Annotated in this window: 16 protein-coding genes and 1 pseudogene; 12 read left to right on the top strand and 5 right to left on the bottom strand. The window is 66.3% G+C overall.

The features are described 5' to 3' along the window. Window positions 1-119: 119 nt before the first annotated feature. Entirely contained in the window at window positions 120-851 is a 732-nt protein-coding gene (locus tag AC2W7L_RS11430) for a response regulator (protein ID WP_426936986.1), read from the top strand. 156 nt (window positions 852-1,007) lie between these two features. Here the strand turns inward: AC2W7L_RS11430 and AC2W7L_RS11425 are convergent. Continuing rightward, window positions 1,008-1,990: pseudogene (locus AC2W7L_RS11425) on the bottom strand (nitronate monooxygenase). Between the two features lie 301 nt (window positions 1,991-2,291). Here AC2W7L_RS11425 and AC2W7L_RS11420 point away from each other — a divergent pair. Beyond that, on the top strand, window positions 2,292-3,875 hold the full coding sequence (locus tag AC2W7L_RS11420) for an acyltransferase family protein (protein ID WP_486004567.1): 1,584 nt from the start codon (window positions 2,292-2,294) through the stop codon (window positions 3,873-3,875). Between the two features lie 69 nt (window positions 3,876-3,944). Here the strand turns inward: AC2W7L_RS11420 and AC2W7L_RS11415 are convergent, their stop codons facing one another. Next, window positions 3,945-4,436 carry an SRPBCC domain-containing protein gene (locus AC2W7L_RS11415; RefSeq protein WP_486004566.1) on the bottom strand — a complete coding sequence of 164 codons (492 nt, stop codon included), beginning with the start codon at window positions 4,434-4,436 and terminating at the stop codon, window positions 3,945-3,947. Continuing rightward, window positions 4,433-4,771: an ArsR/SmtB family transcription factor gene (locus tag AC2W7L_RS11410; RefSeq protein WP_486004565.1), complete on the bottom strand. Its 339-nt coding sequence runs from the start codon at window positions 4,769-4,771 to the stop codon at window positions 4,433-4,435. Before AC2W7L_RS11410 ends, AC2W7L_RS11415 begins: the two co-directional genes overlap by 4 nt. Window positions 4,772-4,968: 197 nt before the next feature. On the opposite strand from AC2W7L_RS11410, the gene AC2W7L_RS11405 reads away from it, so the two are divergent. The 6 genes from AC2W7L_RS11405 (at window position 4,969) to AC2W7L_RS11380 (ending at window position 11,561) form a co-directional block, all read left to right on the top strand. After that, entirely contained in the window at window positions 4,969-6,249 is a 1,281-nt protein-coding gene (locus AC2W7L_RS11405; protein ID WP_486004564.1) for a trans-sulfuration enzyme family protein, read from the top strand. 285 nt (window positions 6,250-6,534) lie between these two features. Next, complete coding sequence (locus AC2W7L_RS11400) at window positions 6,535-8,553, top strand: sensor histidine kinase (RefSeq protein ID WP_486004563.1); 2,019 nt, start codon at window positions 6,535-6,537, stop codon at window positions 8,551-8,553. Further along, on the top strand, window positions 8,541-9,185 hold the full coding sequence (locus AC2W7L_RS11395) for a response regulator transcription factor (protein ID WP_062240961.1): 645 nt from the start codon (window positions 8,541-8,543) through the stop codon (window positions 9,183-9,185). Before AC2W7L_RS11400 ends, AC2W7L_RS11395 begins: the two co-directional genes overlap by 13 nt. Before the next feature lies 1 nt (window position 9,186). After that, complete coding sequence (locus tag AC2W7L_RS11390; protein ID WP_486004562.1) at window positions 9,187-10,122, top strand: DUF4097 family beta strand repeat-containing protein; 936 nt, start codon at window positions 9,187-9,189, stop codon at window positions 10,120-10,122. A gap of 68 nt (window positions 10,123-10,190) precedes the next feature. Beyond that, window positions 10,191-10,940: an SDR family oxidoreductase gene (locus AC2W7L_RS11385; RefSeq protein ID WP_486004561.1), complete on the top strand. Its 750-nt coding sequence runs from the start codon at window positions 10,191-10,193 to the stop codon at window positions 10,938-10,940. An 81-nt stretch (window positions 10,941-11,021) separates the two neighbouring features. Beyond that, complete coding sequence (locus tag AC2W7L_RS11380) at window positions 11,022-11,561, top strand: DUF421 domain-containing protein (protein ID WP_486004560.1); 540 nt, start codon at window positions 11,022-11,024, stop codon at window positions 11,559-11,561. Between the two features lie 61 nt (window positions 11,562-11,622). Here the strand turns inward: AC2W7L_RS11380 and AC2W7L_RS11375 are convergent, their stop codons facing one another. Continuing rightward, window positions 11,623-12,618, bottom strand: coding sequence for an amidohydrolase family protein (locus tag AC2W7L_RS11375; protein ID WP_486004559.1), 996 nt, complete (start codon window positions 12,616-12,618; stop codon window positions 11,623-11,625). A 134-nt stretch (window positions 12,619-12,752) separates the two neighbouring features. Between AC2W7L_RS11375 and AC2W7L_RS11370 the strand changes: the two genes are divergently transcribed. Next, window positions 12,753-13,574, top strand: a complete 822-nt coding sequence (locus AC2W7L_RS11370; protein WP_486004558.1) for a DUF402 domain-containing protein — start codon at window positions 12,753-12,755, stop codon at window positions 13,572-13,574. 75 nt (window positions 13,575-13,649) lie between these two features. Next, on the top strand, window positions 13,650-14,672 hold the full coding sequence (locus tag AC2W7L_RS11365) for an NADP-dependent oxidoreductase (protein WP_486004557.1): 1,023 nt from the start codon (window positions 13,650-13,652) through the stop codon (window positions 14,670-14,672). Window positions 14,673-14,794: 122 nt separating this feature from the next. Here the strand turns inward: AC2W7L_RS11365 and AC2W7L_RS11360 are convergent, their stop codons facing one another. Next, window positions 14,795-15,796: an asparaginase gene (locus AC2W7L_RS11360; protein WP_486004556.1), complete on the bottom strand. Its 1,002-nt coding sequence runs from the start codon at window positions 15,794-15,796 to the stop codon at window positions 14,795-14,797. A gap of 53 nt (window positions 15,797-15,849) precedes the next feature. Here AC2W7L_RS11360 and AC2W7L_RS11355 point away from each other — a divergent pair, with 53 nt between their 5' ends. Together AC2W7L_RS11355 and AC2W7L_RS11350 are read left to right on the top strand one after the other, a co-directional pair. Then, entirely contained in the window at window positions 15,850-16,332 is a 483-nt protein-coding gene (locus AC2W7L_RS11355; RefSeq protein WP_486004555.1) for an MmcQ/YjbR family DNA-binding protein, read from the top strand. Then, a complete protein-coding gene (locus AC2W7L_RS11350; protein ID WP_486004554.1) occupies window positions 16,329-19,277 on the top strand; it encodes a DEAD/DEAH box helicase family protein in 2,949 nt (982 codons plus the stop codon). Before AC2W7L_RS11355 ends, AC2W7L_RS11350 begins: the two co-directional genes overlap by 4 nt. The last annotated feature ends 68 nt before the right edge of the window (window positions 19,278-19,345 follow it).

The raw sequence follows: 19,345 nt of genomic DNA, 5'->3' as shown, positions 1-19,345 counted from the left end.
TGAAATGGGTGCCGCACGTATCACCCATGAGGATGAAATTCGGTCGAAACCGGGCACGGTCGGCGGATTCTCGGGGATTGCGCGGGTTCCGTGACCACACTGTCCGGTAGGTTGGAACCATGCCGGGAATTGAGGATGCGCTGGGCGGGGACGGGGGAGCCGCCTCGGCGAGTGTGCCGCCTCCGTCGGAGACGACGATCAGGGTCGCCATCGTCGACGATCAGGCGATGGTGCGGCAGGGGTTCGGGGCATTGCTCGACGCACAGTCGGACATGCAGGTCGTCGGCAGCGCCGATGACGGATCCGCCGTCGTCGACCTCGTGCGCCGGACGAGCCCCGATGTCATCCTCATGGACATTCGGATGCCGACCCTCAACGGGCTCGACGCCACCCGAGCGATCTTCAACATGCCCGGAGCCCACCCGCGGGTCATCATGCTCACCACGTTCGACGCCGACGAATACGTGTTCTCCGCGCTGCGGGCCGGTGCCAGCGGATTCCTCCTCAAGGACGCCACCGCCGAGGACATGATCACCGCGGTCCGCGTCGTCGCCGGTGGGGAATCGCTGCTCGCACCGTCGGTGACCCGCCGCCTCATCGCCGAATACGTCGCCGGACCCACCGTGGCCAAGGACACCGCCGTGCTCGGCCAGCTCACCGACCGGGAGATCGACGTGATGACCCTGGTGGCGAAGGGGCACGCCAACGCCGAGGTGGCCGAGCAGCTCTTTCTCGCCGAACAGACCGTGAAGACCCACGTGTCGAGGATCCTGTCGAAGCTGGGTCTGCGCGACCGCACCCAGATCGTCGTCGCCGCCTACGAGTCCGGGCTGGTCGTCGCCGGGAGCTGAGGGCGTTCTGTTGCGGGCTTCGGGCTGGGAACGCCTGCTTAGGTGGTCAAAATGGTCACGCTGTGCTCGGTTTTCTGTGACCATTTCGCCCACCTAAGCGCATCGCAGATTGAGGAAAGTGCGGTCCGCCGGTCTGCCCGCCCGGTGACTACCTGACTACTCGCGGGCGAAGCGGGTGCCGAGGTCCTTGACGATCGTCTCGGCCGATCCTTCCTGGGCGCTGCGGTAGCCGGTGCCCGCCCACAGGTGCAGGCCGTGCGGGTCATCGGCCTTCTTCGCCGCGGCCCGGAACTCCTTGGTCAGATGGTGCACCGCAGGGTAGGCGTCGACGGCGGTCGAATCGAACTTTCGCACGAAGTCATTGACCAGTGCTCGTGCCGGCCGCCCCGTGAATGCCCTGGTCAGCTGGGTGTCGGTGAACTCATCGGCGGCGAGTGCGGCCCGATGCGTCGGTGCCGTTCCCGCCTCGTCGGAGCGCAGCAGCAGGGTGCCGACGACGACTGAACTCGCCCCCGCGCCGAGGAGGTCGCCCACCATCGCCTCACCGTCGACTCCGCCTCCCGCCGCCACGGGCAGGGCCACCTCGGCGAGGATGTCGCGGACGAGGTCGACGGTGGTGCGGTCCTCAATGGCCCGCGTCGGATCGGCGGTTCCCGAATGCCCGCCGGCACGCGGACCCTGGACGATGAGCCCATCGACCCCGACTTCGGCGGCCGCGCGAGCCTCGGGAACGGAGGTCACCGTGGCGGCTACCTGAGTGCCGACGGCATGGAGGCGTCGACCGTCTCGGCGGTGGGCAGGTTGAACGTCAGCGAGACCAGGGGGACGGGGTGCTCGGTGAGCCAATCGAGCTTGGCGTCGAAGTGGTCGTCGTCCGCGACCGGTTCGGGGTCGAGCGTGATCCCGCGGGCGGCAGCGGCCGGTTCGAGTGCAGTGACGAAGTCGGCGAAGGCTTCGCGATCGACGGCGACGGGATTCGGGGCGAAGAGATTGACGCCGAAGTTCGAGGTCGTCTCACGCATCCGTGTGATAAGCGGAGCGAGGGCCTCGGCGGTGAGATAGCCGCCCGCGACGAAGGGGAATCCACCGGCCCGGACGACGGCTTCGGTGAGTTCGGGCGTCGTCGTCCCACCGGCCATGGGGGCGCCGATGATGGGCAGCGGGGTCTTCGCGAAGGCGATCGTCACGGTTCTCTCCTTGGTCTCGGCCCGGTTCCGGGCTCGGTGTCTGTCGGCGAGCGAGGCGGCCGCATGGTCGGGCGTGCTCATCGCCATTCTCACACGATCGGGCGAGGTGAGTATGAGGTGATCGCTCGGCGGTATCCCTCGGAAGTATCGGTCTGCGGAGGAGATGTCGGCTCTCCGGCGTGATGTGGAAGGGCACATGCGGTCCTTAACTTCGGTGTCATCGCACCTCGACAACCCGAACAAGGGAACCGACATGACACTGACACTCAACGACCCGTTGCCGTCCGATGATCACCATGAGAATACGCGGCTCGCTGGAAGAACCATCCCGAACGCAACACCCGTTCCGCTGCGCAGGCAAGCGAAGCCCCACCGCGACCAAGCCATCGACCTTCTTCGCTTCGGATGCCTCGTCGTCGTGGTAATCCTCCACTCGCTGATGAGCGCCGCGGTGCTCGGACCCGGCGGCGCTGTGGAGCCGACGGTCGCGCTGTCGAACACCGCCGGATTCGCCGCCGCCTCCTGGCTCTTCCAGATCATGCCTCTGTTCTTCATCATCGGCGGTTACGCGGGCATCACCGGCTGGCGCCGCACCCGCGCCCGAGGAGGCACCTGGACCGACTATCTGCGCGCTCGCCTGCGCCGGCTCGTCGTACCCGTCACCGTGCTCATCGGCCTCGCCGGCCTCGGGCTGTCCGTGGCCGGCGAGCTCGGAGTTTCGCCCGACCTCCTCGCCGAGGCCAGTCTGCGGATCGGCCAGCCGTTGTGGTTCCTCGCCGTCTACGTCGGCCTCACCGCGCTCGTGCCGGTTGCCGTGCATTTCCACGAAACCGCGCCGAGGCGGTCCCTCGCCTCCCTCGCCGGTGCCGTCATCGTCGTCGACAGTCTGGTCGCGGTCACGGGCGTGACCGGGCTCGGCTACCTGAACTTCCTGCTTGTGTGGCCCCTGGTCCAGCAGCTCGGCTTCTTCTACGCCGACGCGCTCGATCGTCCCGTAAACAGGCCCATCGCCTGGTTCGTGCTGGTGGCAGCGCTGCTGACCCTGGTCGGGCTCGTCTCGGCCGGCGTGTACAGCTCGAACATGCTCGTCAACCTCAATCCGCCGACCGGTGCCCTCGTCCTGCTCGGGGTGGTCCAGATGTGCGGATTGCGCCTCGGCCACGCTCGGCTGGGCCGAATGCTCAACGCCGCGGACGAGACCACGAGCACCTCCACCGGCGAGGCGGCTCTCGACCCTCGAGTCCTCCGCGCGCAGATCTGGGGCCGGGTCATCGCCTGGGGCAATCGGTACGGGATGCATGTCTACCTGTGGCATATGAGCATCGTCATCGTCCTCATCGGCGGCCTGGGCGCGCTTGCTCAGGTTGTGTCTCTCGTGCCGGGTGCCTCCGAGCTCGTCCTCCCGGAGATCGGATCGTCATGGTGGTGGGCCACGCGGTTGCCCTGGTTGATGATCGTTATGGTGCTGTCCGGCCTGGTGGCCATGGCTGCCGAGCGGATTCCGCTTCCGTCGGAACAGCGGTTTGCCTCGGCTGGTCGAACGATCGCCGAGATCGCGCGTGAGGTGCGCGGACGTGAGACACATGAGCAGGGTTCGGCGGCTTCCCACGTTGACGCCGACGGCGTCGCCCCAGCTGTTTCCCGTGCAGGAGCCGACGCCGTGACCCCGATTCTCGGTCACCCGCGGCTGCGGGCCGCCATCGCGGTCGGTGCCGCCGCAGCCGGCATCTCCGTTGCTCTGCTCGTCGGGATCGCCCCGTTGATCTGGACGTTTGTCGCGTTCAGTCTGCTCATCGCATCGCTCACCATCTCAGCTGGGCTGACTCCGCGGAGGTGACCGCGCAGGGCTGATCCGGCAGCTGTGCCCTGCCCGCATTGCGAGCCGGGCACAGATGGGACGCGCGAGTCACTCCACCGCGGCGGCCAACTGGTCGGTGACGGTTCCCCATCCGTCGGAGAAGCCGAGTTCTTCGTGGCGGGCCCGCTGTTCGGGGCTGCCGTGTCGGACGATGGCTTGGTAGTCGGTGCCGTCGGGGTGGTCACCGAGGATGATCTCCGTGGTCATCGCCACCGGGTCCGGCAGCGCCGGATGCCAGGAACTGCTGACCGCGTTCGTGAACACGAGTCGGCTGCCCTCTTCGATGACGAGGAACACTGCGTCGACATGAGGATGCCAATCGGTGCCGTCCTCGCTCATCTGGGTGACGAAGGCGCCGCCCGGGGTGAGCTCGAGGGAGTCCACGCGAAGTTGCAGCGGTGCGGGAATCCACCACTGGGCGAGCTGAACCGGTGTGGTCCAGGCGTCCCAGATCGTCTGCTTCTGGGCGCGGATGACGCGTTGGATGCTGAGGTCGAGGTCTGGATTCTGATTCCGGGTGCGAGAGAGATGGGTGGTCATGATTCCTCCTTGGTGACGAACTGCTCGAGCCGATCGGTGCTCTCTTCCCAGATCCGCCGCTGTTCCTCCAGCCAGCCCGAGAGCAGGTGGAAGCGATTCTGATCGAGCACGCAGGTGCGAACTCGCCCGGACTTCTCGGTTCTGATGAGGCCGCACGATTCGAGGCTGCGCACGTGCTTCATAAAGGACGGCAGCGAAATCGACAGCGGACTCGCCAGTTCCCCGACGCTGGCCGGTCCCGCGCCGAGGCGTGCGATGACCCCGCGTCGTGTGGGATCCGCCAGGGCCGCAAACATCGCGTCGAGCTCATCCGAATGAATCTGATGCTTAGCCATAAGGTTAAGTATTGCACCGCTGGGGGAGGTTGGGAAGAGGGACTGAGGGCAAACGCGTCGAAAGATGACATTCATCGGCGACATATGACGTGACGTGACCATCCGTGACGGCGCGTTCGCACCAGCGCAGCTGCGCCACTCACACTGATGATTACCGCAAATGCAGCGGTGCCCATCAGTGAAGGAAAGGATCCGCCGTGAGTTCACCCCGTTTCGAACCCACCACACCCGCCGGAATCTCGACCCGATCGGTGCACTCGGGAGCTATGCCCGAGGCACACACCGGTTCGGTCGTGGCCCCGATCTTCCAGACCTCAACCTTCATGATGGATACCCCGGGGCAGACTCGCGCCGGTTTCGACTACGCGCGCACGGGCACCCCGAATCGCAGCGACCTCGAACAGGCTCTGTGCGAATTGGAAGGGGCGTCGTTCGCGGCGGCCGTGAACTCGGGAACGTCGGCCGAGGTGGCCGTGTTCTCCGCGCTGCTGCGTCCCGGTGACGAGGTCATCCTGCCCCGCGACGTCTACGGCGGGACCTTCCGGCTCCTGCAGAACGAGTACGTGCGCTGGGGCGTGGCCATCCGCACCGTCGACCTCACCGACTCAGCAGAGCTCGCCGCCGCCATCAATGAGAACACCGCGATCATCTGGGTTGAGACACCGAGCAATCCCGGTCTCGACATCATCGACATCGCCGAGGCGGCCCGGCTCGCCCACCGCGCGAATGCACTCCTGGCCGTGGACTCGACCTTCGCGACCCCAGTGCTGCAGCGTCCGCTGGAGCTCGGTGCCGATATCGTAGTCCACTCGACGACGAAGTTCATCAACGGTCACTCCGATGTCGTCGGCGGTGCCGTTCTCACCGGTGATGGGACGAGCTGTCCCCGCGCCGCCGAGGTGGTCGACCGTCTCGAGAACCACCTCGCGTCCGTCGGGCTGGGTATCTCCCCGTTCGACGCCTGGCTGACCAGGCGCGGGATCAAAACCCTGCCGGTGCGGATGAAGGCGCACTGCGCCAATGCGCAGGCGGTGGCCGAATGGCTCGAGACTCGCGATGAGGTGGCCGATGTGATCTACCCGGGCCTGCCGTCGCACCCGGGGCATGAGGTGGCGCAGCGGCAGATGAGCGGGTTCGGGGGAGTGGTGTCCCTGCGCACCGACACCGAGGAGCGGGCGTTGTCCCTGGTGGCGAACACGAAGCTCATCACTCTGGCCGAGTCGCTCGGAGGAGTTGAGTCACTCATCGACCACCCGGCGACGATGACGCATCTGTCCGTGGCAGGCAGCGAGGTCAGCGTTTCCGGCAGGTTCATCCGCCTGTCCGTCGGCATCGAGGACATCGATGACATCCTCGCTGACCTCGCCCAGGCCTTGGATGCCACGGCGGAGGGATCGGCCGAGGCGCCATCCGACCGTGACTCAAGCCGTATTGCCGACCCGGATGCCTCGGTTATCGGAGTCTCGGTCCTCGCATAGCCGGCGGCCATCACGCACCGGCAGCGTCACATCCCACCCCGAGTGGCACGTCCTCCCGGTGCTTCGGCATCCCTCACTCATTGTGGCGAAACACCTCCTTGCACCGGGGTGATTCGCCGCGAAGAGTGAGGGGTGCTCAGGTACGGCACGGCGTGAGGAGCGCGCGGGAATCCAGAGTCCACCGAGGATCCCGTGTCCGTGGTCACAGGGTGTCGGGAAAACCCGACGTGGGGTCGGAGGTCTTCGTGCTGTTCGCGCGCCCACGGCTCCCGTAGCGTTATTGCTATGAGTGAGAAGACCCCCGAGAACCCGCAGGATCAGGAGCCGGTCGGCCCCGATCCGCAGGAGACTCAGACCCCCGAGGTGGATCCCGGCGAGTCCGCGGACGATCACGGCACCGCGGAATCTGCCCCCGGCACGATGGAGCGCGAAGAGTCCATCAGCGCCGAAGCGATCGTCAATGCACCGCCGACCACCGAAGTCGATGCAGCGGCAGCCGATGCGGCCGCAGCCGACGTGACAGCGGTCGACGAACCGACCGCTCGCGAAGCCGGCGAGTTCCGGACGAAGCCCGTCGACCTCGATGTTCCCTTTGCAACGGGCACGACCCGAGTGATGGGATCAGGCGACCAGGCTCAGCGACCTGACTACCCGCCGATGAACCCCACCCGGCCAGTCACCCACACGACCCCGATGGCTCCTGCCCAGCCGGGCACCCACACTCATCCCTCGGCTCAGGCCGCACCATCCGGGTACGCCCCTTCGAACACCCCGAACTACCCCGCATCGCCCGGCCACGCCCCTCAGCCCGGACCGCACCCCGCCCAGCAACCCGCCGCGCAGTTCGGTCGGCCCGCGCCGAATGCGCAACCCATGCCGAACGCGCACCCCGCCCCGAACGCGCAGCCCATGCCGGCCGCTCAGCCGATGCCACGTCAACGGCCGCCTCGGCGAATGAAGCCGCGACGCGAACCCGTCGCATACGCACCGGTCACCGGTTCGCTGCCGCTCAGCCGTGAAGACGTCACGGAGATCCCCGCCGACGGCCCCATCACCTGGCCCAAGCGCCCCACCGGAATCATCGGCGTCGCGAACCTCGTGCTCTCCGCCGTCCTCGGCCTGATCTGGGCGTGGATACCGCTCGGACTGCTGTTCACCGGCATCGGCGGAATCTTCGCCCTCGGTCTCGGCGTCCTCGCCCTCCTCGTCTGGGTTCTCGTCCAGCAGGGCGCGAACAACGCCGAACGCTACCGAGCCGAACTCATCTACTCCGATAAGATCCCCGTCCCGAAGATCGAAAGCAGCAATCGCGATCCCGGCATGGGCCGCTTCCTCCACAACCGCTGGCTGCAGGTGAAATCCGGTGCCTTCTGGCAATCGACCGCCCACCACTACATCAAGATGCTCCTCGGCCTGATCGTCGTCGCCGGCACCATCGCAGCGATCTGCGGGTCCATCTTCGGCATCTTCGCGGCCATCAACCCCCACGGAGTCAACACCTTCTTCATCGGCGAATCCATCGATGGACCGGCCCGTATCGGTGTGGCCGTCGGCGCCGTCATCGTCCTCGCCAGCTCGCTGGCCATCCTCTGGTTCGCCCCGCTGCTCGACCGTGCCCTCGATCGGGCGCTGCTCTCACCGGCCCGCACTGTGGCGCTGCAGGCAGAGGTCACCGAACTCGACCGGGCCCGCATGGCCGGCATCGAGGCGGCCGCCGCCGAACGCCTGCGCATCGAACGCGACCTCCACGACGGAGCCCAGCCCCGCCTCGTCGCGCTGACCATGACCCTGGGAATGGCGAAGACGAAGATCGACTCCGACCCGGAACGGGCGAAGGAGCTCGTGTCCGAAGCCCACGCCGAGGCGAAGGGCATCGTCACCGAACTCCGTCAGCTCGCCCGCGGCATCCACCCCGCCGTCCTCACCGACCGCGGACTCGACGCCGCCGTCTCCGCTCTGGCAGGTCGTGCGACGATCCCCGTCGATGTCGATGTTCGACTCGAGGGCCGGATCGGGCGCGAAGCCGAAGCCGTGTCCTACTTCGTCGTCGCCGAATGCCTGACGAACATCACCAAGCATTCGGGTGCGACTCACGCCAGAGTGTTCATCGCTCCGACCGATTTCGGTGTGCAGATCGTCGTCACCGACAACGGCCACGGCGGAGCACGCGTCGACCGTTCCGGGCGTCACACCGGAATAGCCGGTCTCATCGACCGGGTCGAAGCCGCTCGTGGCACACTGAACCTGACCAGCCCCGCAGGTGGGCCAACGACTGTAGTTGTGGAGGTGCCATGCGCATCGTAATCGCTGAAGACTCTGCCGTCCTGCGGGCCGGACTCGAACGGCTGCTCGCCGACGCCGGACATGAGGTCATCGCCGCCGTGCCCGACGCCAACGAACTCCTCGCCGTCGTCCACAACGATCCGCCGGACCTCGCCGTCATCGACGTGCGCATGCCTCCGACGTTCACTGATGAGGGCATCCGCGCCGCCGTCCTCATCCGCAAGCAGAACCCGGACGTCAAGGTTCTCGTGTTCAGCCAGTATGTGGAAGAGCAGTACGCGTCCGAACTCATCGCCGAGAATACCGGCGGCTTCGGCTACCTGCTCAAAGACCGCGTCGCCGATGTCGAGGACTTCCTCGCCGCCGTCGATGAGGTCGCCGGGGGAGGCACCGTGCTCGACCCGGAGGTCGTGTCCCAGATCCTCGTGCGCACGCGCAAGAAGGACGGACTGTCGACCCTGAGCCCACGCGAAATCGAAGTCCTCCAGCTCATGGCCGAAGGCAAATCCAACGCCGCCATCGCCCGCACTCTCTACCTCAGTGCCGGTGCCGTAGAAAAGCACATCTCCTCGGTGTTCACGAAGTTCGGCCTCACCGCCGACACCTCGGACAACCGCCGAGTCCTCGCCGTCCTCACATTCCTCGGAGCCTAGAATGCCCAGCACAGTGCGCATCAGCGAATCCGCCCGCGTCGGTCTGCGCGCGGTCCTGATCATCCTCGCCGCCGTCGTCCTCCTCATCCCCGTCATCGTCAGCACCGCCCAGGGCGCCTCCCGCCTCGACTACGGGCGGATCGAAGCGAGCGAACCGCTGCCGAAGGCGATGAAGGAACTCAAGATCGGCCTCGACTCCGGCGGTGCCGTCGACATCAGGACCGCCGACGTCGCCGAGGCGACCGTCAAGCTCACCGGCACCGGTCCCCGCGACAGCTCCGCGAACCTCGAGGTCGACAGTCGAGCTGATACCGCCGAGGTGGACCTCAAGAACGCCGGGAAACTGGAGAACACCCGGTTGACCGTCACCATCCCGACCAGTGTGGCGAAGGACCTTGCGCTGGACTTCGACGGCAACTACGGCCGGTTCGACGTCACCGGTGACTTCGCCGAGATCACCGCCGACACCGGCGGTGGGACCGCGAACGTGACCGGTTCGGCGAAGAAGGTGCGGACCTCGAGCGATTGGGGTGCGACCTACTTCGACGGAGAATTCGGAACGGTGTCGGCCAAGACCGGAGTCGGCGCCATCGAAGGGGAGAACCTCACTGTCAGCGACCGCATCGACGTGGTCAGTTCGACGGGAACCGTCGACCTCGACTTCACCAATCAGGCGATGCCCACCGGCGGAATCATTGCGAAGACCGAAGAGGGCTCGATCGACATGCGGGTGCCGAACCTCGAGCTCACGTCGGAAGAGCTGGATGAGGACTTCTTCTATCGGATCAACGCGAAGTCCAATGACGGCACCGTCGACCTCGCCTCCGATCTGGAGAAGTTCGATGTGGCGGAGGACCCGAAGGAAGCCAAGGGCAAGACCCTTGTTCCGATCTCGGCCACAGCCGACACTGGTACCGTCACAGTCAACCAGAACTGAGAAACGACCGGCGCACGGGCGGGCTCGAATTCGGGCCCGCCCGTGCGGCGTCTGAGGGGTCGACGACCATGCAGATCACCGTCTTTGGAGCTACCGGAACATTCGGCAGGCAGCTGGCTCCCCAGCTGCGCGAACGCGGCCACACAGTCATCGCCGCCCATCGCAGCAACGGGGTCGACACGGTGACCGGCCAGGGAGTCGCCGAGGCGGCCGAGGGCAGCGATGTCCTCGTCGACTGCGTCAACCAGCTGACGATCAATGCCGACAAAGCCATCGACTTCTTCTCCCGCAGCTCACGCTCGATCGCCGAAGTCGCTGCCCGGCAGCCCGGTACTTCCGTGGCCGTCCTGTCGATCGCGTTTCGTCCGGAGACCGCCGAGTCGCGGCTGATGGGCTACTACCAGGGCAAGGCGATGCAGGAGCGCATCTTCCGCCGGCTCATCCCGGACGAGCAGCTGCTGATGTTCCGGTCCGCCCAATGGTTCGAACTCGTCGACACGATGACGATCAAGGCCGGGCCGCTGCGGTTCGTGCCGAAGATGCGCGTGCAGGCCCTGGCGGTCGCCGAGGCGGCACGCATGATGGTCGAGGCCATCGACGCACGCGAGACCGGCACCATCGAAGTCGCCGGCCCCGAGATCAGCGATTTCGCCGAGATCGCCCGCAGACTGACCATCGCGCGAGCCGAGAAAGCAGGGACGAGACCGCCGAAGATCGTCGGCATTCCGTTGCCCGGCCCGATGGCCCGCGACGGCCTCATCCCACCGTCACCGAGGATGTCAGACGTGACCGTCGACGAATGGCTGCGATCGGTCTGAGCCCCGACCGATGCGCTGAGTCCCGCGCATCGGGTTAGTTCGAACCCTGAGCAAGGCGTAACATCCGTTCCGGAGGTTGAAATGGATTGGATGGAATACGGGCTCAACGGGGCCGATGCGGTCAGGATCGTCGTCTCGTGTGTGGTCTTCTACTTCGGGATCATTCTGCTCCTGCGCATCTTCGGTCAGCGCACTCTGGCGAGCCTGTCGAGCTTCGATGTGGCCGCGATCATCGCCATCGGAGCGATCATCGGGCGGTCCATCCTCGGTGATACCCCGACTCTTGCGGCCGGCATCTTGGGTCTGGCGACCCTGCTGATCCTTCAGGCGCTCAGCGGAGTCGGGCGGCGCTTCGGGTTCGTCCGCAGCGTCGTCAACTCTCCGGCCGTGGTGCTCATGGCCGGTGGTGAGATCCTCGCGGACAAGCTGTCGCGGAGCCACGTCGACCATGACGAACTCATCGCGAAGCTGCGGTCTGCCGGTATCCGCAACCGTGGTGAGGTGGCGTGCGCGATCCTCGAATCGACGGGTCAGATCAGCGTCATGCGGCGCGGTGCTCCGATCTCCGATGAGATGCTCACCGGCATCGTCGGCGCAGACCGGGTGCCCCGCGACGGCTGAGTCTCAGTCGAGGCGATCAGTGGTCGCGACCCGCCATCGTCGGCGGGCTCCGCATCACGGATCAGTCGAGCCCGAGCACCCGTGCGCCGTTGGTCCACAGCACCGAGCGCATCCAGTCATCGCCGAGTCCAAGGGCCGCGAGACCCGAGATCTGGTCGACGTAGGGGTAGGGGATGTTCGGGAAATCCGAGCCGAGGATGACCTTGTCCTCAAGCCTGGCCAGGCGTTCGCGGTAGGCGGGGGTCACCTCGGCGGGGGAGGAGAAATACCCGGAGGCGAACATCGTCGTATCGAGATAGACGTTCTCGTATTTTTCGGCAAGGTCGGCGAACTCGTCGTACTCGGGCATCCCCATATGCGCGATGACGAACTTCAGCTTCGGGAACCGCTCGAGGACATTGATCACTGCCTGCGGCCCCGTGTACGTGCCCGGCAGGGGAGCAGAACCGGCGTGGATGACGATCGGCACTCGAGCCTCTTCGAGCGCCTTCCACGCAGGGTCGAGGACCTCGTCATCGGGGGAGAACACACCGACCTGGACGTGGACCTTGAACAGCTTCGCCCCGGCGGCCAGCGCCTTCGGCACATAGTCGGCGGCTTCGGGTTCGGCATAGAGCGTGCCGCAGTGGATGACGTCGTCGTGGGCGGCGGCGAATTCGGCGTTCCACTCATTCAGCCACGCGGCCATGCCGGGCTTGTGCGGGTAGGTCAGGGCCGGGACGGCGCGCAGGCCGAGTTCGCGTACGGTGTTGAGGCGGGTGTCCTCGTCGAAGCGGTAGTTGATCGGCCAGTCGCGGCCGTAGTTGTCCGCGGCGTTGTCGAAGTACTCCCACACCTTGTCGAGCACGTTCTGCGGAAGGAAGTGGACGTGGACGTCGGCGAGTCCCGGCAGGCCGAGGGTGCGGACATAGTCGGGGACCTCGGCATCGGTGCGCGGGGGAGAAGTCATCGTGTCCGGGACCTCGAAAGCGCGACCGATCGTCGTCTCCGGAGCGGGATTCGCGGTCGCTCGGGCGGGTGATGGGGTCTGAGTCGCTGCATCATCGGAGTCGTTCATGGCCCCACTCTATGACCTCGCCGCCGCCGACTCAGGGGACGGTCCGGAGTTCGGCCCGACTGATGCGACGTTTGCCGACACGGGCGGCGGTCGGTCCTCAGCGCTCGTCCATGCCCGGCGCATAGACTGCCCGCATGAGGCTGCGCGATCCGTTTACGATCCCTACCCCGTCCCAGGTCAGACCCGTGGGACAGGCGCCGTTCTGGACTCCTGGGCAGACCGTGACCTGGACGTTCCGGCGTTTCGACTTCGACCGTGACCGCGCCGAGGTGGCCCGCCCGATGCGTGTCATCGCCGATGGACCCGACGGTGCCGTCCTGTGGTTGGCCGGGGGTACGCCGACGCAGGAGACCCGGATCGTCGGGTGGGAGGAGACGAACGCCCACGACGTGCCGTTGAAGGCCCGGTTCCGACCTCTGGCCGAGGCGCCCACCAGGATCAATGTCGAGGGCACGTGGCGGGGCCGCGGGGTGCTCAAGATCGTTCCGCCGCAGGTCCCGTTCTCCGTGTGGGTGCTGCTCAAGGACGATGCCGACGGTGGTGTGCGGGTCGAGTGGTACATCAATCTCGAGGCCACGCACCAACGCAGTGATGATGCGCTGTTCACCAGCGACCACATCCTCGACATCACTTTTCCGATCTCCTCGATGCCTCTGCACGCCGAGGACGGTCGGCTCGATCCGACCGGCGCCGTATTCAAGGACGTCGACGAACTCGCCGCGGCGGCGAACTATGGGGCGTGGCCGCAGGAGTGGTCGGAGATCATCCGGGACAATGGCAGCCATCTGCTCGACCACCTCGGCGATTTCGGTTGGGCCTTCGATCCCGCATGGGAAACGGTGGCTCGCGATCTGGTGGGGAAGGCTCGGTTGGGACCCGCCTCCGTGACAGAAAAATCGTTCGATCAGGAACATCGGGCGATCCCGAATGGTTGTTATGACCGACACCATCGGTGATTCCCGCGGATGGACCTGTCGCCTCAATGAAGCACACACGTGAAGAATGATCTGCTGCTGAAAGGAACCGTCTCCATGACGACCAACCATCGGATTCGCCTGAACTCGCGCCCCGTGGGCGCTCCCACTGCAGAGAATTACCTGCTCGACGAGGTGCCTGTGCCGACGCCGGGCGAGGGACAGGTGCTGCTGCGCACCCTCTATCTCTCGCTCGACCCGTACATGCGTGGGCGCATGTCGGACGCGAAGTCCTACGCCAAGCCCGTCGAGGTCGGCGATGTCATGGTCGGCGCCACAGTGTCCGAGGTCGTCGAATCCAATGTCGAGGGCTTCACCGCCGGTGAGATCGTGCTCGGCTACGGCGGTTGGCAGGAGTATTCGGTCGAGTCGACCGGACACCTGCGCAAGATCGACCCGGAGCTCGCTCCGATCTCCACCCACCTCGGTGTGCTCGGCATGCCCGGGTTCACCGCGTATGCGGGTCTGCTTGAGATCGGTCAGCCCAAGGAAGGCGAGACCGTGGCCGTGGCCGCCGCGACCGGGCCCGTCGGGTCCGTCGTCGGACAGATCGCGAAGATCAAGGGCGCGACGGCCGTCGGCATCGCCGGCGGTCCGGACAAGGTCGCTCACCTGCGAGAGCTCGGCTTCGACGTGGCACTTGACCACCGCACGGGGAACCTGCGGCAGGAGCTGAAGGAGGCGGTGCCTCAGGGCATCGACGTCTACTTTGAGAACGTCGGCGGGGAGGTCTTCGACGCTGTGCTGCCGCGGCTCAATACGTTCGCTCGGGTGCCCGTGTGCGGTCTCGTCGCCAACTACAACCTCACCTCGCTGCCCGAGGGGCCGGACCGTTCGGGAGCGCTCATGGGCAACATCCTGACGAAGTCGCTGCTCGTGCGCGGATTCATCCAGACCGAGTTCGCCGAGCGTCTGACCCCGCAGTTCCTTACGGACATGAGCGGCTGGCTCAAGGAGGGCAAGGTTCGCTTCCGCGAGGACATCCGCCCCGGACTCGAGAAGGCTCCCGAATACTTCAACGACCTGCTCACCGGCGGAAACTTCGGCAAGATGGTCGTCGCCGTGGGGGCCGAGAGCTGAGGCTGTCGGTTCATCCCTGAATCGGAAACGATGAGGCGGCGTCGGCCAGTTCTGGCCGATGCCGCCCTTCTTTGTTGGTGAAGTCGGTATTGCTGTTCAGACGGGCATGTGCCTCGGCGAACTCACCCGAAGTGAGCGAACACCTCGGCAGGGTCGAGACCGAAGCTCAGCGCCAGGTTGAGCACGATGCGGGCCTTGCGGGCATCGAGGATGCCGGCGGGAATGAGTCCCGCCTCGAGGAGGCCGATCTCTCCGCCCGGGTAGCCGTAGGTGCGACGCAGACTCACACCTGATCCCGTGCGGGAAGCGAGGACCACCGGCATGGAATCCGCCAGGCGAGTCACTGCAGGCAGCAGAACCTCGGGAACGTGACCACCGCCGACCCCGGAGAGGACGGCTCCGGTGAACCCGGACCCGGCGATGAGATCAAGGGTCTCTGCCGGTTCGCCCATCCCCACCTCGGCGAGGGCGACCTTGCTCAGCTTCGACGGACGGGACAGGCCGGCGAACGGTGATTTCGGGGCACGTGGTGCGTGCGGGAGGTGGAGATCGTCCTCGCTCAGCCATCCGATCGCGCCGAGGACGGGACCGGAGGAGAACGCCGCCGTCGAGGTCGTGTGCGACTTCGATACGAACCTCGGATCGTGGACCTCGTCATTGAATACGAGCGTCGACGGAAGCCCCTTGACCTGGTCGGACAGGGCGGTGAGGGCGGCGGACCGGACATTCGCCGGGCCATCGGCGCCCGGCAGGGTCGGGTTGCGCATGGCCCCGGTGGCCGCGATGTGCGTGCCCGAGTCGTTGAGCAGCCACAGACCGAACGCCGATTCCTCGAGGGTGTCGGTGCCCTGAGTGAGGACGATGCCATCGGCTTCGGACGAGCGGGCGAGGTCGACGACGTCGAAGAGCATCTCAAGGGTGACATTCGCACTCGAGACCTGAGCGACCTGAGTGAAATCGGCCTGCAGATTCGGCCAAACCTGATCGAGGCCCGCGGCCGCCGCGATCTCCGCCCCGCTGAGTGCTGGAGCAACTCCACCTGCGGCATTAGCGGTCGACGCGATGGTCCCGCCGAGAGCGGCCAAGAGCAGGTGAGGGGCGGTGCGGGGTGAGGTCTCAGGCATGATTCGAGTCTATCGTCTGATCTGACGTCAGTGGCCTTTGCTAGTCTCCACGCATGGACCCCGAAACAGTGCTCGATCTGGCGCATGAGCAGGCCATGCAGTACCCCTCGGCCGAACTCGAACACCCGTTCGGGCCGGAATATACCGTGTACAAGGTGCGCGGGAAGATGTTCATGATGGCATTTGAGCTGCGCGGGGTTCCCAGCCTCAATCTCAAGATCGATCCCCTCGACGGCGAGGTGCTGCGAGACGCCTATGCGGAGATCTCACCGGGGTACCACATGAACAAGAAGCACTGGATCACCGTCGCCGGGGACGGTGATGCAGACGGCGGAGACGGTGATGGGGCGGATGCGGCTGGCGACCAGCTCGATGCCGACCTTCTCCACGATCTCGTTCTCGAGTCCTACTGCCTTGTCGTGGCCAAGATGCCTGAGAAGGTCCGACCAGTTGACCCGGAGAGCTTCGGCGGCGCGGGGATGACCGATGACTGTTCCGACGAGATCACCCGATGGCTTGGGCGAGGGCACTCATGACGACTGAGCCAACGACAGCGGCGGCAGGGGGTCGGCTTCCCCTGCGTCGCCACCAGTCAGAGGCCCTGACCGTCCTGCGCGAGGGGGCTATCGCCGATGAGCGCCGGTCGTGGGTCGTCCTGCCGCCAGGGGCCGGGAAGACACGCGTCGGAGTTGAGCATGCGATCCATCTGCTCGACCGGAAGCTCGTCGAACGCGTCGTGGTCTTCGGCCCGAATACGGCGATCCAAGGTCAATGGGCCAAGGAATGGAACCGCCTCGGCGGGGGTCGTTCTCCGGCCGGAAGCAACCGCGATCTGACTCAGATCTTCACCGCACTGACCTATCAGTCCCTCGCCGTCTTCGACACGGACCGGGACACCGTCGACCGCGAAGAGAGCGCGCGCAGCACGGATAGGGGTGGAGAACCCGACGACCGTGCGACCGGTAACGGTCAACCTGGACCAGACGGCAGCCTGCTTGACTCCCTGGCACCCGGCGGCCGGACCCTCGTCGACAATCTCGTCGCAGCCGGTCCGATGCTGCTCATCCTCGACGAATGCCACCATCTGCTCGAGGTCTGGGGACGCCTGCTGTCGGACCTGCTCGCTCTGCTTCCCGACGTCTGGGTGCTCGGCCTCACAGCCACCCCGCCGGCGACGATGTCGACCCGACAACGGGAACTCGTCACCGACCTCTTTTCTGCTATCAGCTATTCAGCCTCCATCCCTGCGCTCGTCCGAGAAGGAGATCTCGTGCCCTTCGCTGACCTCGTCTGGGTCACCGAGCCCACCCGAGAGGAACAGGACTGGCTGTCGGCACAGGCCGAACGCCACACCGAGTTCATCACCGGCATCCTCGACCCCGGTCAGGGCACGATCGGACTGCTCGAATGGGTGGACCGACGATTCCTCGGCGACCGTGCCGAATCCGTGAGCTGGCAGACGATGAGCCGGCAGCGTCCTGAACTCTGCGATGCGGCACTGCGCCTCCACCACGCCGGACTGCTGCGTCTGCCGCCCGGAGCCCGACCTCGAGAACAGCACCGTCGCGACCCCGGTCCGGACGATTGGGCCCGACTCATCGAAGACTGGATGCGTCACCACCTGCTCGCCTCCGACGCTGCATCCGATCAGAACCTCGCCGAGGAGATCCGCCGCAGACTGCCCGCGATCGGCTACCGCTGGACGCGTCACGGAATCACCGCCGGCCGATCCCCGACCGATCGGGTCCTCTCCCACTCGGCGGCGAAGCCGCGCGCCTGCGTCGATATCGTTGCCGCTGAGGCAGCGACCCTCGGAGACCACTTGCGAATGCTTGTCCTCTGCGACTTCGTATCCGCCACCGCGACCTTGGCCGCTGACGTTCGTGACGTCCTCGACGAACGGTCCGGATCCGCACTTCTGACCCTGGAGACCTTGGCCGCCGATGCCCAGACGGCACGACTGAACCCGCTGCTCGTGTCCGGGCGCACCGTCGCCGGGCCACCGGACGTCCTGCGTGAGCTGATCGATTTCATCGCCGACGACGATGCGGTCCTCGCCGCCCGGCTGAGCATCACAGATCCCATCACCGGTGTCAGCCGCATCGACGGTCGCTGGACGAGTCGAGACTGGGTGCCGTACGTGACCTCGTTCTTCATCACCGGGGCAGCACAGGTGCTCATCGGCACCCGGGCGCTCCTCGGCGAAGGGTGGGACGCACCCGCTGTGACCGGACTCATCGACCTCACCAGCGCGACCACCCCGACTGCCGTGACGCAGACCCGTGGTCGAGCGCTGCGCGAAGACCCGAAGTGGGCGGACAAGGTCGCATTGAACTGGACCGTCGTGTGCATCAGCCCGGACCACCCGCGCGGAGGCCAGGACTGGAACCGGCTCGTGCGCAAACACGACGGCTTCTTCGGCACCGACTCAAGCGGCGAGATCGTCGACGGCGTCGCCCATATCGACCCCGCGTTCTCGCCCTACCACCCGCCCGAGGACGATATCGACGCCATCAATGCGCGGATGACCCGACGATCCCAAACCCGCGTCGAGGTGGCCGAACGCTGGCAGGTCGGCGCAGACTACCGCGACGAGGAGCTGCGATCGGTGCGGATCATCGACGCCGACGTCGAGGGTGCTGTGGCCGTTTCAGGCCGACCCGAGGTCGTCGACTCGTCCGACCGGGGAGTAGGCGGCCGCACGGAAGCCGCCTCCGGAAGTGCCGGGACCGAGGCCACCGCCGAGGGCATCATCCCGATGCCGCGGCACTGCAAGGGTGATCCCGGTAAGTTCCTTCCTTTCCCTCTCCGTGCACCGACCGTCATCGTTTGGGCAGTGGTAGGTCTCCTCCTCGTTGCGGCTGCGGTGCTGAGTGATGGGGGCGCGGCATGGATCCTCGGACTTATCGCAGCCTCGTTGCTGGTGAGTTTGCCGGTTGTCCTCACCATTGCCGGCGGTCGCAGGCAACGCATCTACGGGGCCAACCCGACCGTCGCGCAGATCGCCGGTGCCATCGCCGAGGCACTGCACACTCTCGATCTGAGCAGCGCGGGTGCCGACGCGGTGCGAATGACGATCGACGCACGCGGAGACCTGCGGTGCCACCTCGACGCGGATCCCGCCTCGGCGGAGGTCTTCGCGCTCGCCCTCGACGAAGCGGTATCGCCGATCGGCGATCCGCGGTATCTGCTGCCGTGCTGGCATCTGCCGAGTCGTGCCCAGGGGGTGCGTGGCTGGTTGACGCAGATGCGGTGGGGGACCGGCTCCGCCCAGACAGCCGACCCGATCTGGGTCGGCGTGCCCACGGCGCTGGGGACGAAGAAGGAGCGTGCGGTGGCCTTCGCAGCTGCCTGGGACACCTGGATCGGAGGAGGCGAACCGATCTACACCCGCAATCCCGACGGGGCCGGCATCCTTGCAGCCGTGCGCGGAGGCGACCCCTGGGGAATGACCTCGGTGCTGCGCATGCGCTGGCGCTAGATCACACTCTGGTCGGCGCAAGCCAACCGGCTTCCGTTCGCAGGGTTGCCGGCTGTGGGCCGCGAATT

It is taken from the genome of Brevibacterium sp. LAARM3_SD1, assembly GCF_057364765.1.
Note: the sequence above shows the minus strand (reverse complement) of the source record. Positions and strands in the feature narration are given on the sequence as shown.

Excerpts from the sequence above, each read along its gene's own strand:
- AC2W7L_RS11430 (WP_426936986.1), top strand. The coding sequence starts at position 120 with ATGCCGGGAATTGAGGATGCGCTGGGCGGGGACGGGGGAGCCGCCTCG.
- AC2W7L_RS11420 (WP_486004567.1), top strand. The coding sequence starts at position 2,292 with ATGACACTGACACTCAACGACCCGTTGCCGTCCGATGATCACCATGAG.
- AC2W7L_RS11415 (WP_486004566.1), bottom strand. The coding sequence starts at position 4,436 with ATGACCACCCATCTCTCTCGCACCCGGAATCAGAATCCAGACCTCGAC.
- AC2W7L_RS11410 (WP_486004565.1), bottom strand. The coding sequence starts at position 4,771 with ATGGCTAAGCATCAGATTCATTCGGATGAGCTCGACGCGATGTTTGCG.
- AC2W7L_RS11400 (WP_486004563.1), top strand. The coding sequence starts at position 6,535 with ATGAGTGAGAAGACCCCCGAGAACCCGCAGGATCAGGAGCCGGTCGGC.
- AC2W7L_RS11395 (WP_062240961.1), top strand. The coding sequence starts at position 8,541 with ATGCGCATCGTAATCGCTGAAGACTCTGCCGTCCTGCGGGCCGGACTC.
- AC2W7L_RS11390 (WP_486004562.1), top strand. The coding sequence starts at position 9,187 with ATGCCCAGCACAGTGCGCATCAGCGAATCCGCCCGCGTCGGTCTGCGC.
- AC2W7L_RS11385 (WP_486004561.1), top strand. The coding sequence starts at position 10,191 with ATGCAGATCACCGTCTTTGGAGCTACCGGAACATTCGGCAGGCAGCTG.
- AC2W7L_RS11380 (WP_486004560.1), top strand. The coding sequence starts at position 11,022 with ATGGATTGGATGGAATACGGGCTCAACGGGGCCGATGCGGTCAGGATC.
- AC2W7L_RS11375 (WP_486004559.1), bottom strand. The coding sequence starts at position 12,618 with ATGAACGACTCCGATGATGCAGCGACTCAGACCCCATCACCCGCCCGA.
- AC2W7L_RS11370 (WP_486004558.1), top strand. The coding sequence starts at position 12,753 with ATGAGGCTGCGCGATCCGTTTACGATCCCTACCCCGTCCCAGGTCAGA.
- AC2W7L_RS11365 (WP_486004557.1), top strand. The coding sequence starts at position 13,650 with ATGACGACCAACCATCGGATTCGCCTGAACTCGCGCCCCGTGGGCGCT.
- AC2W7L_RS11360 (WP_486004556.1), bottom strand. The coding sequence starts at position 15,796 with ATGCCTGAGACCTCACCCCGCACCGCCCCTCACCTGCTCTTGGCCGCT.
- AC2W7L_RS11355 (WP_486004555.1), top strand. The coding sequence starts at position 15,850 with ATGGACCCCGAAACAGTGCTCGATCTGGCGCATGAGCAGGCCATGCAG.
- AC2W7L_RS11350 (WP_486004554.1), top strand. The coding sequence starts at position 16,329 with ATGACGACTGAGCCAACGACAGCGGCGGCAGGGGGTCGGCTTCCCCTG.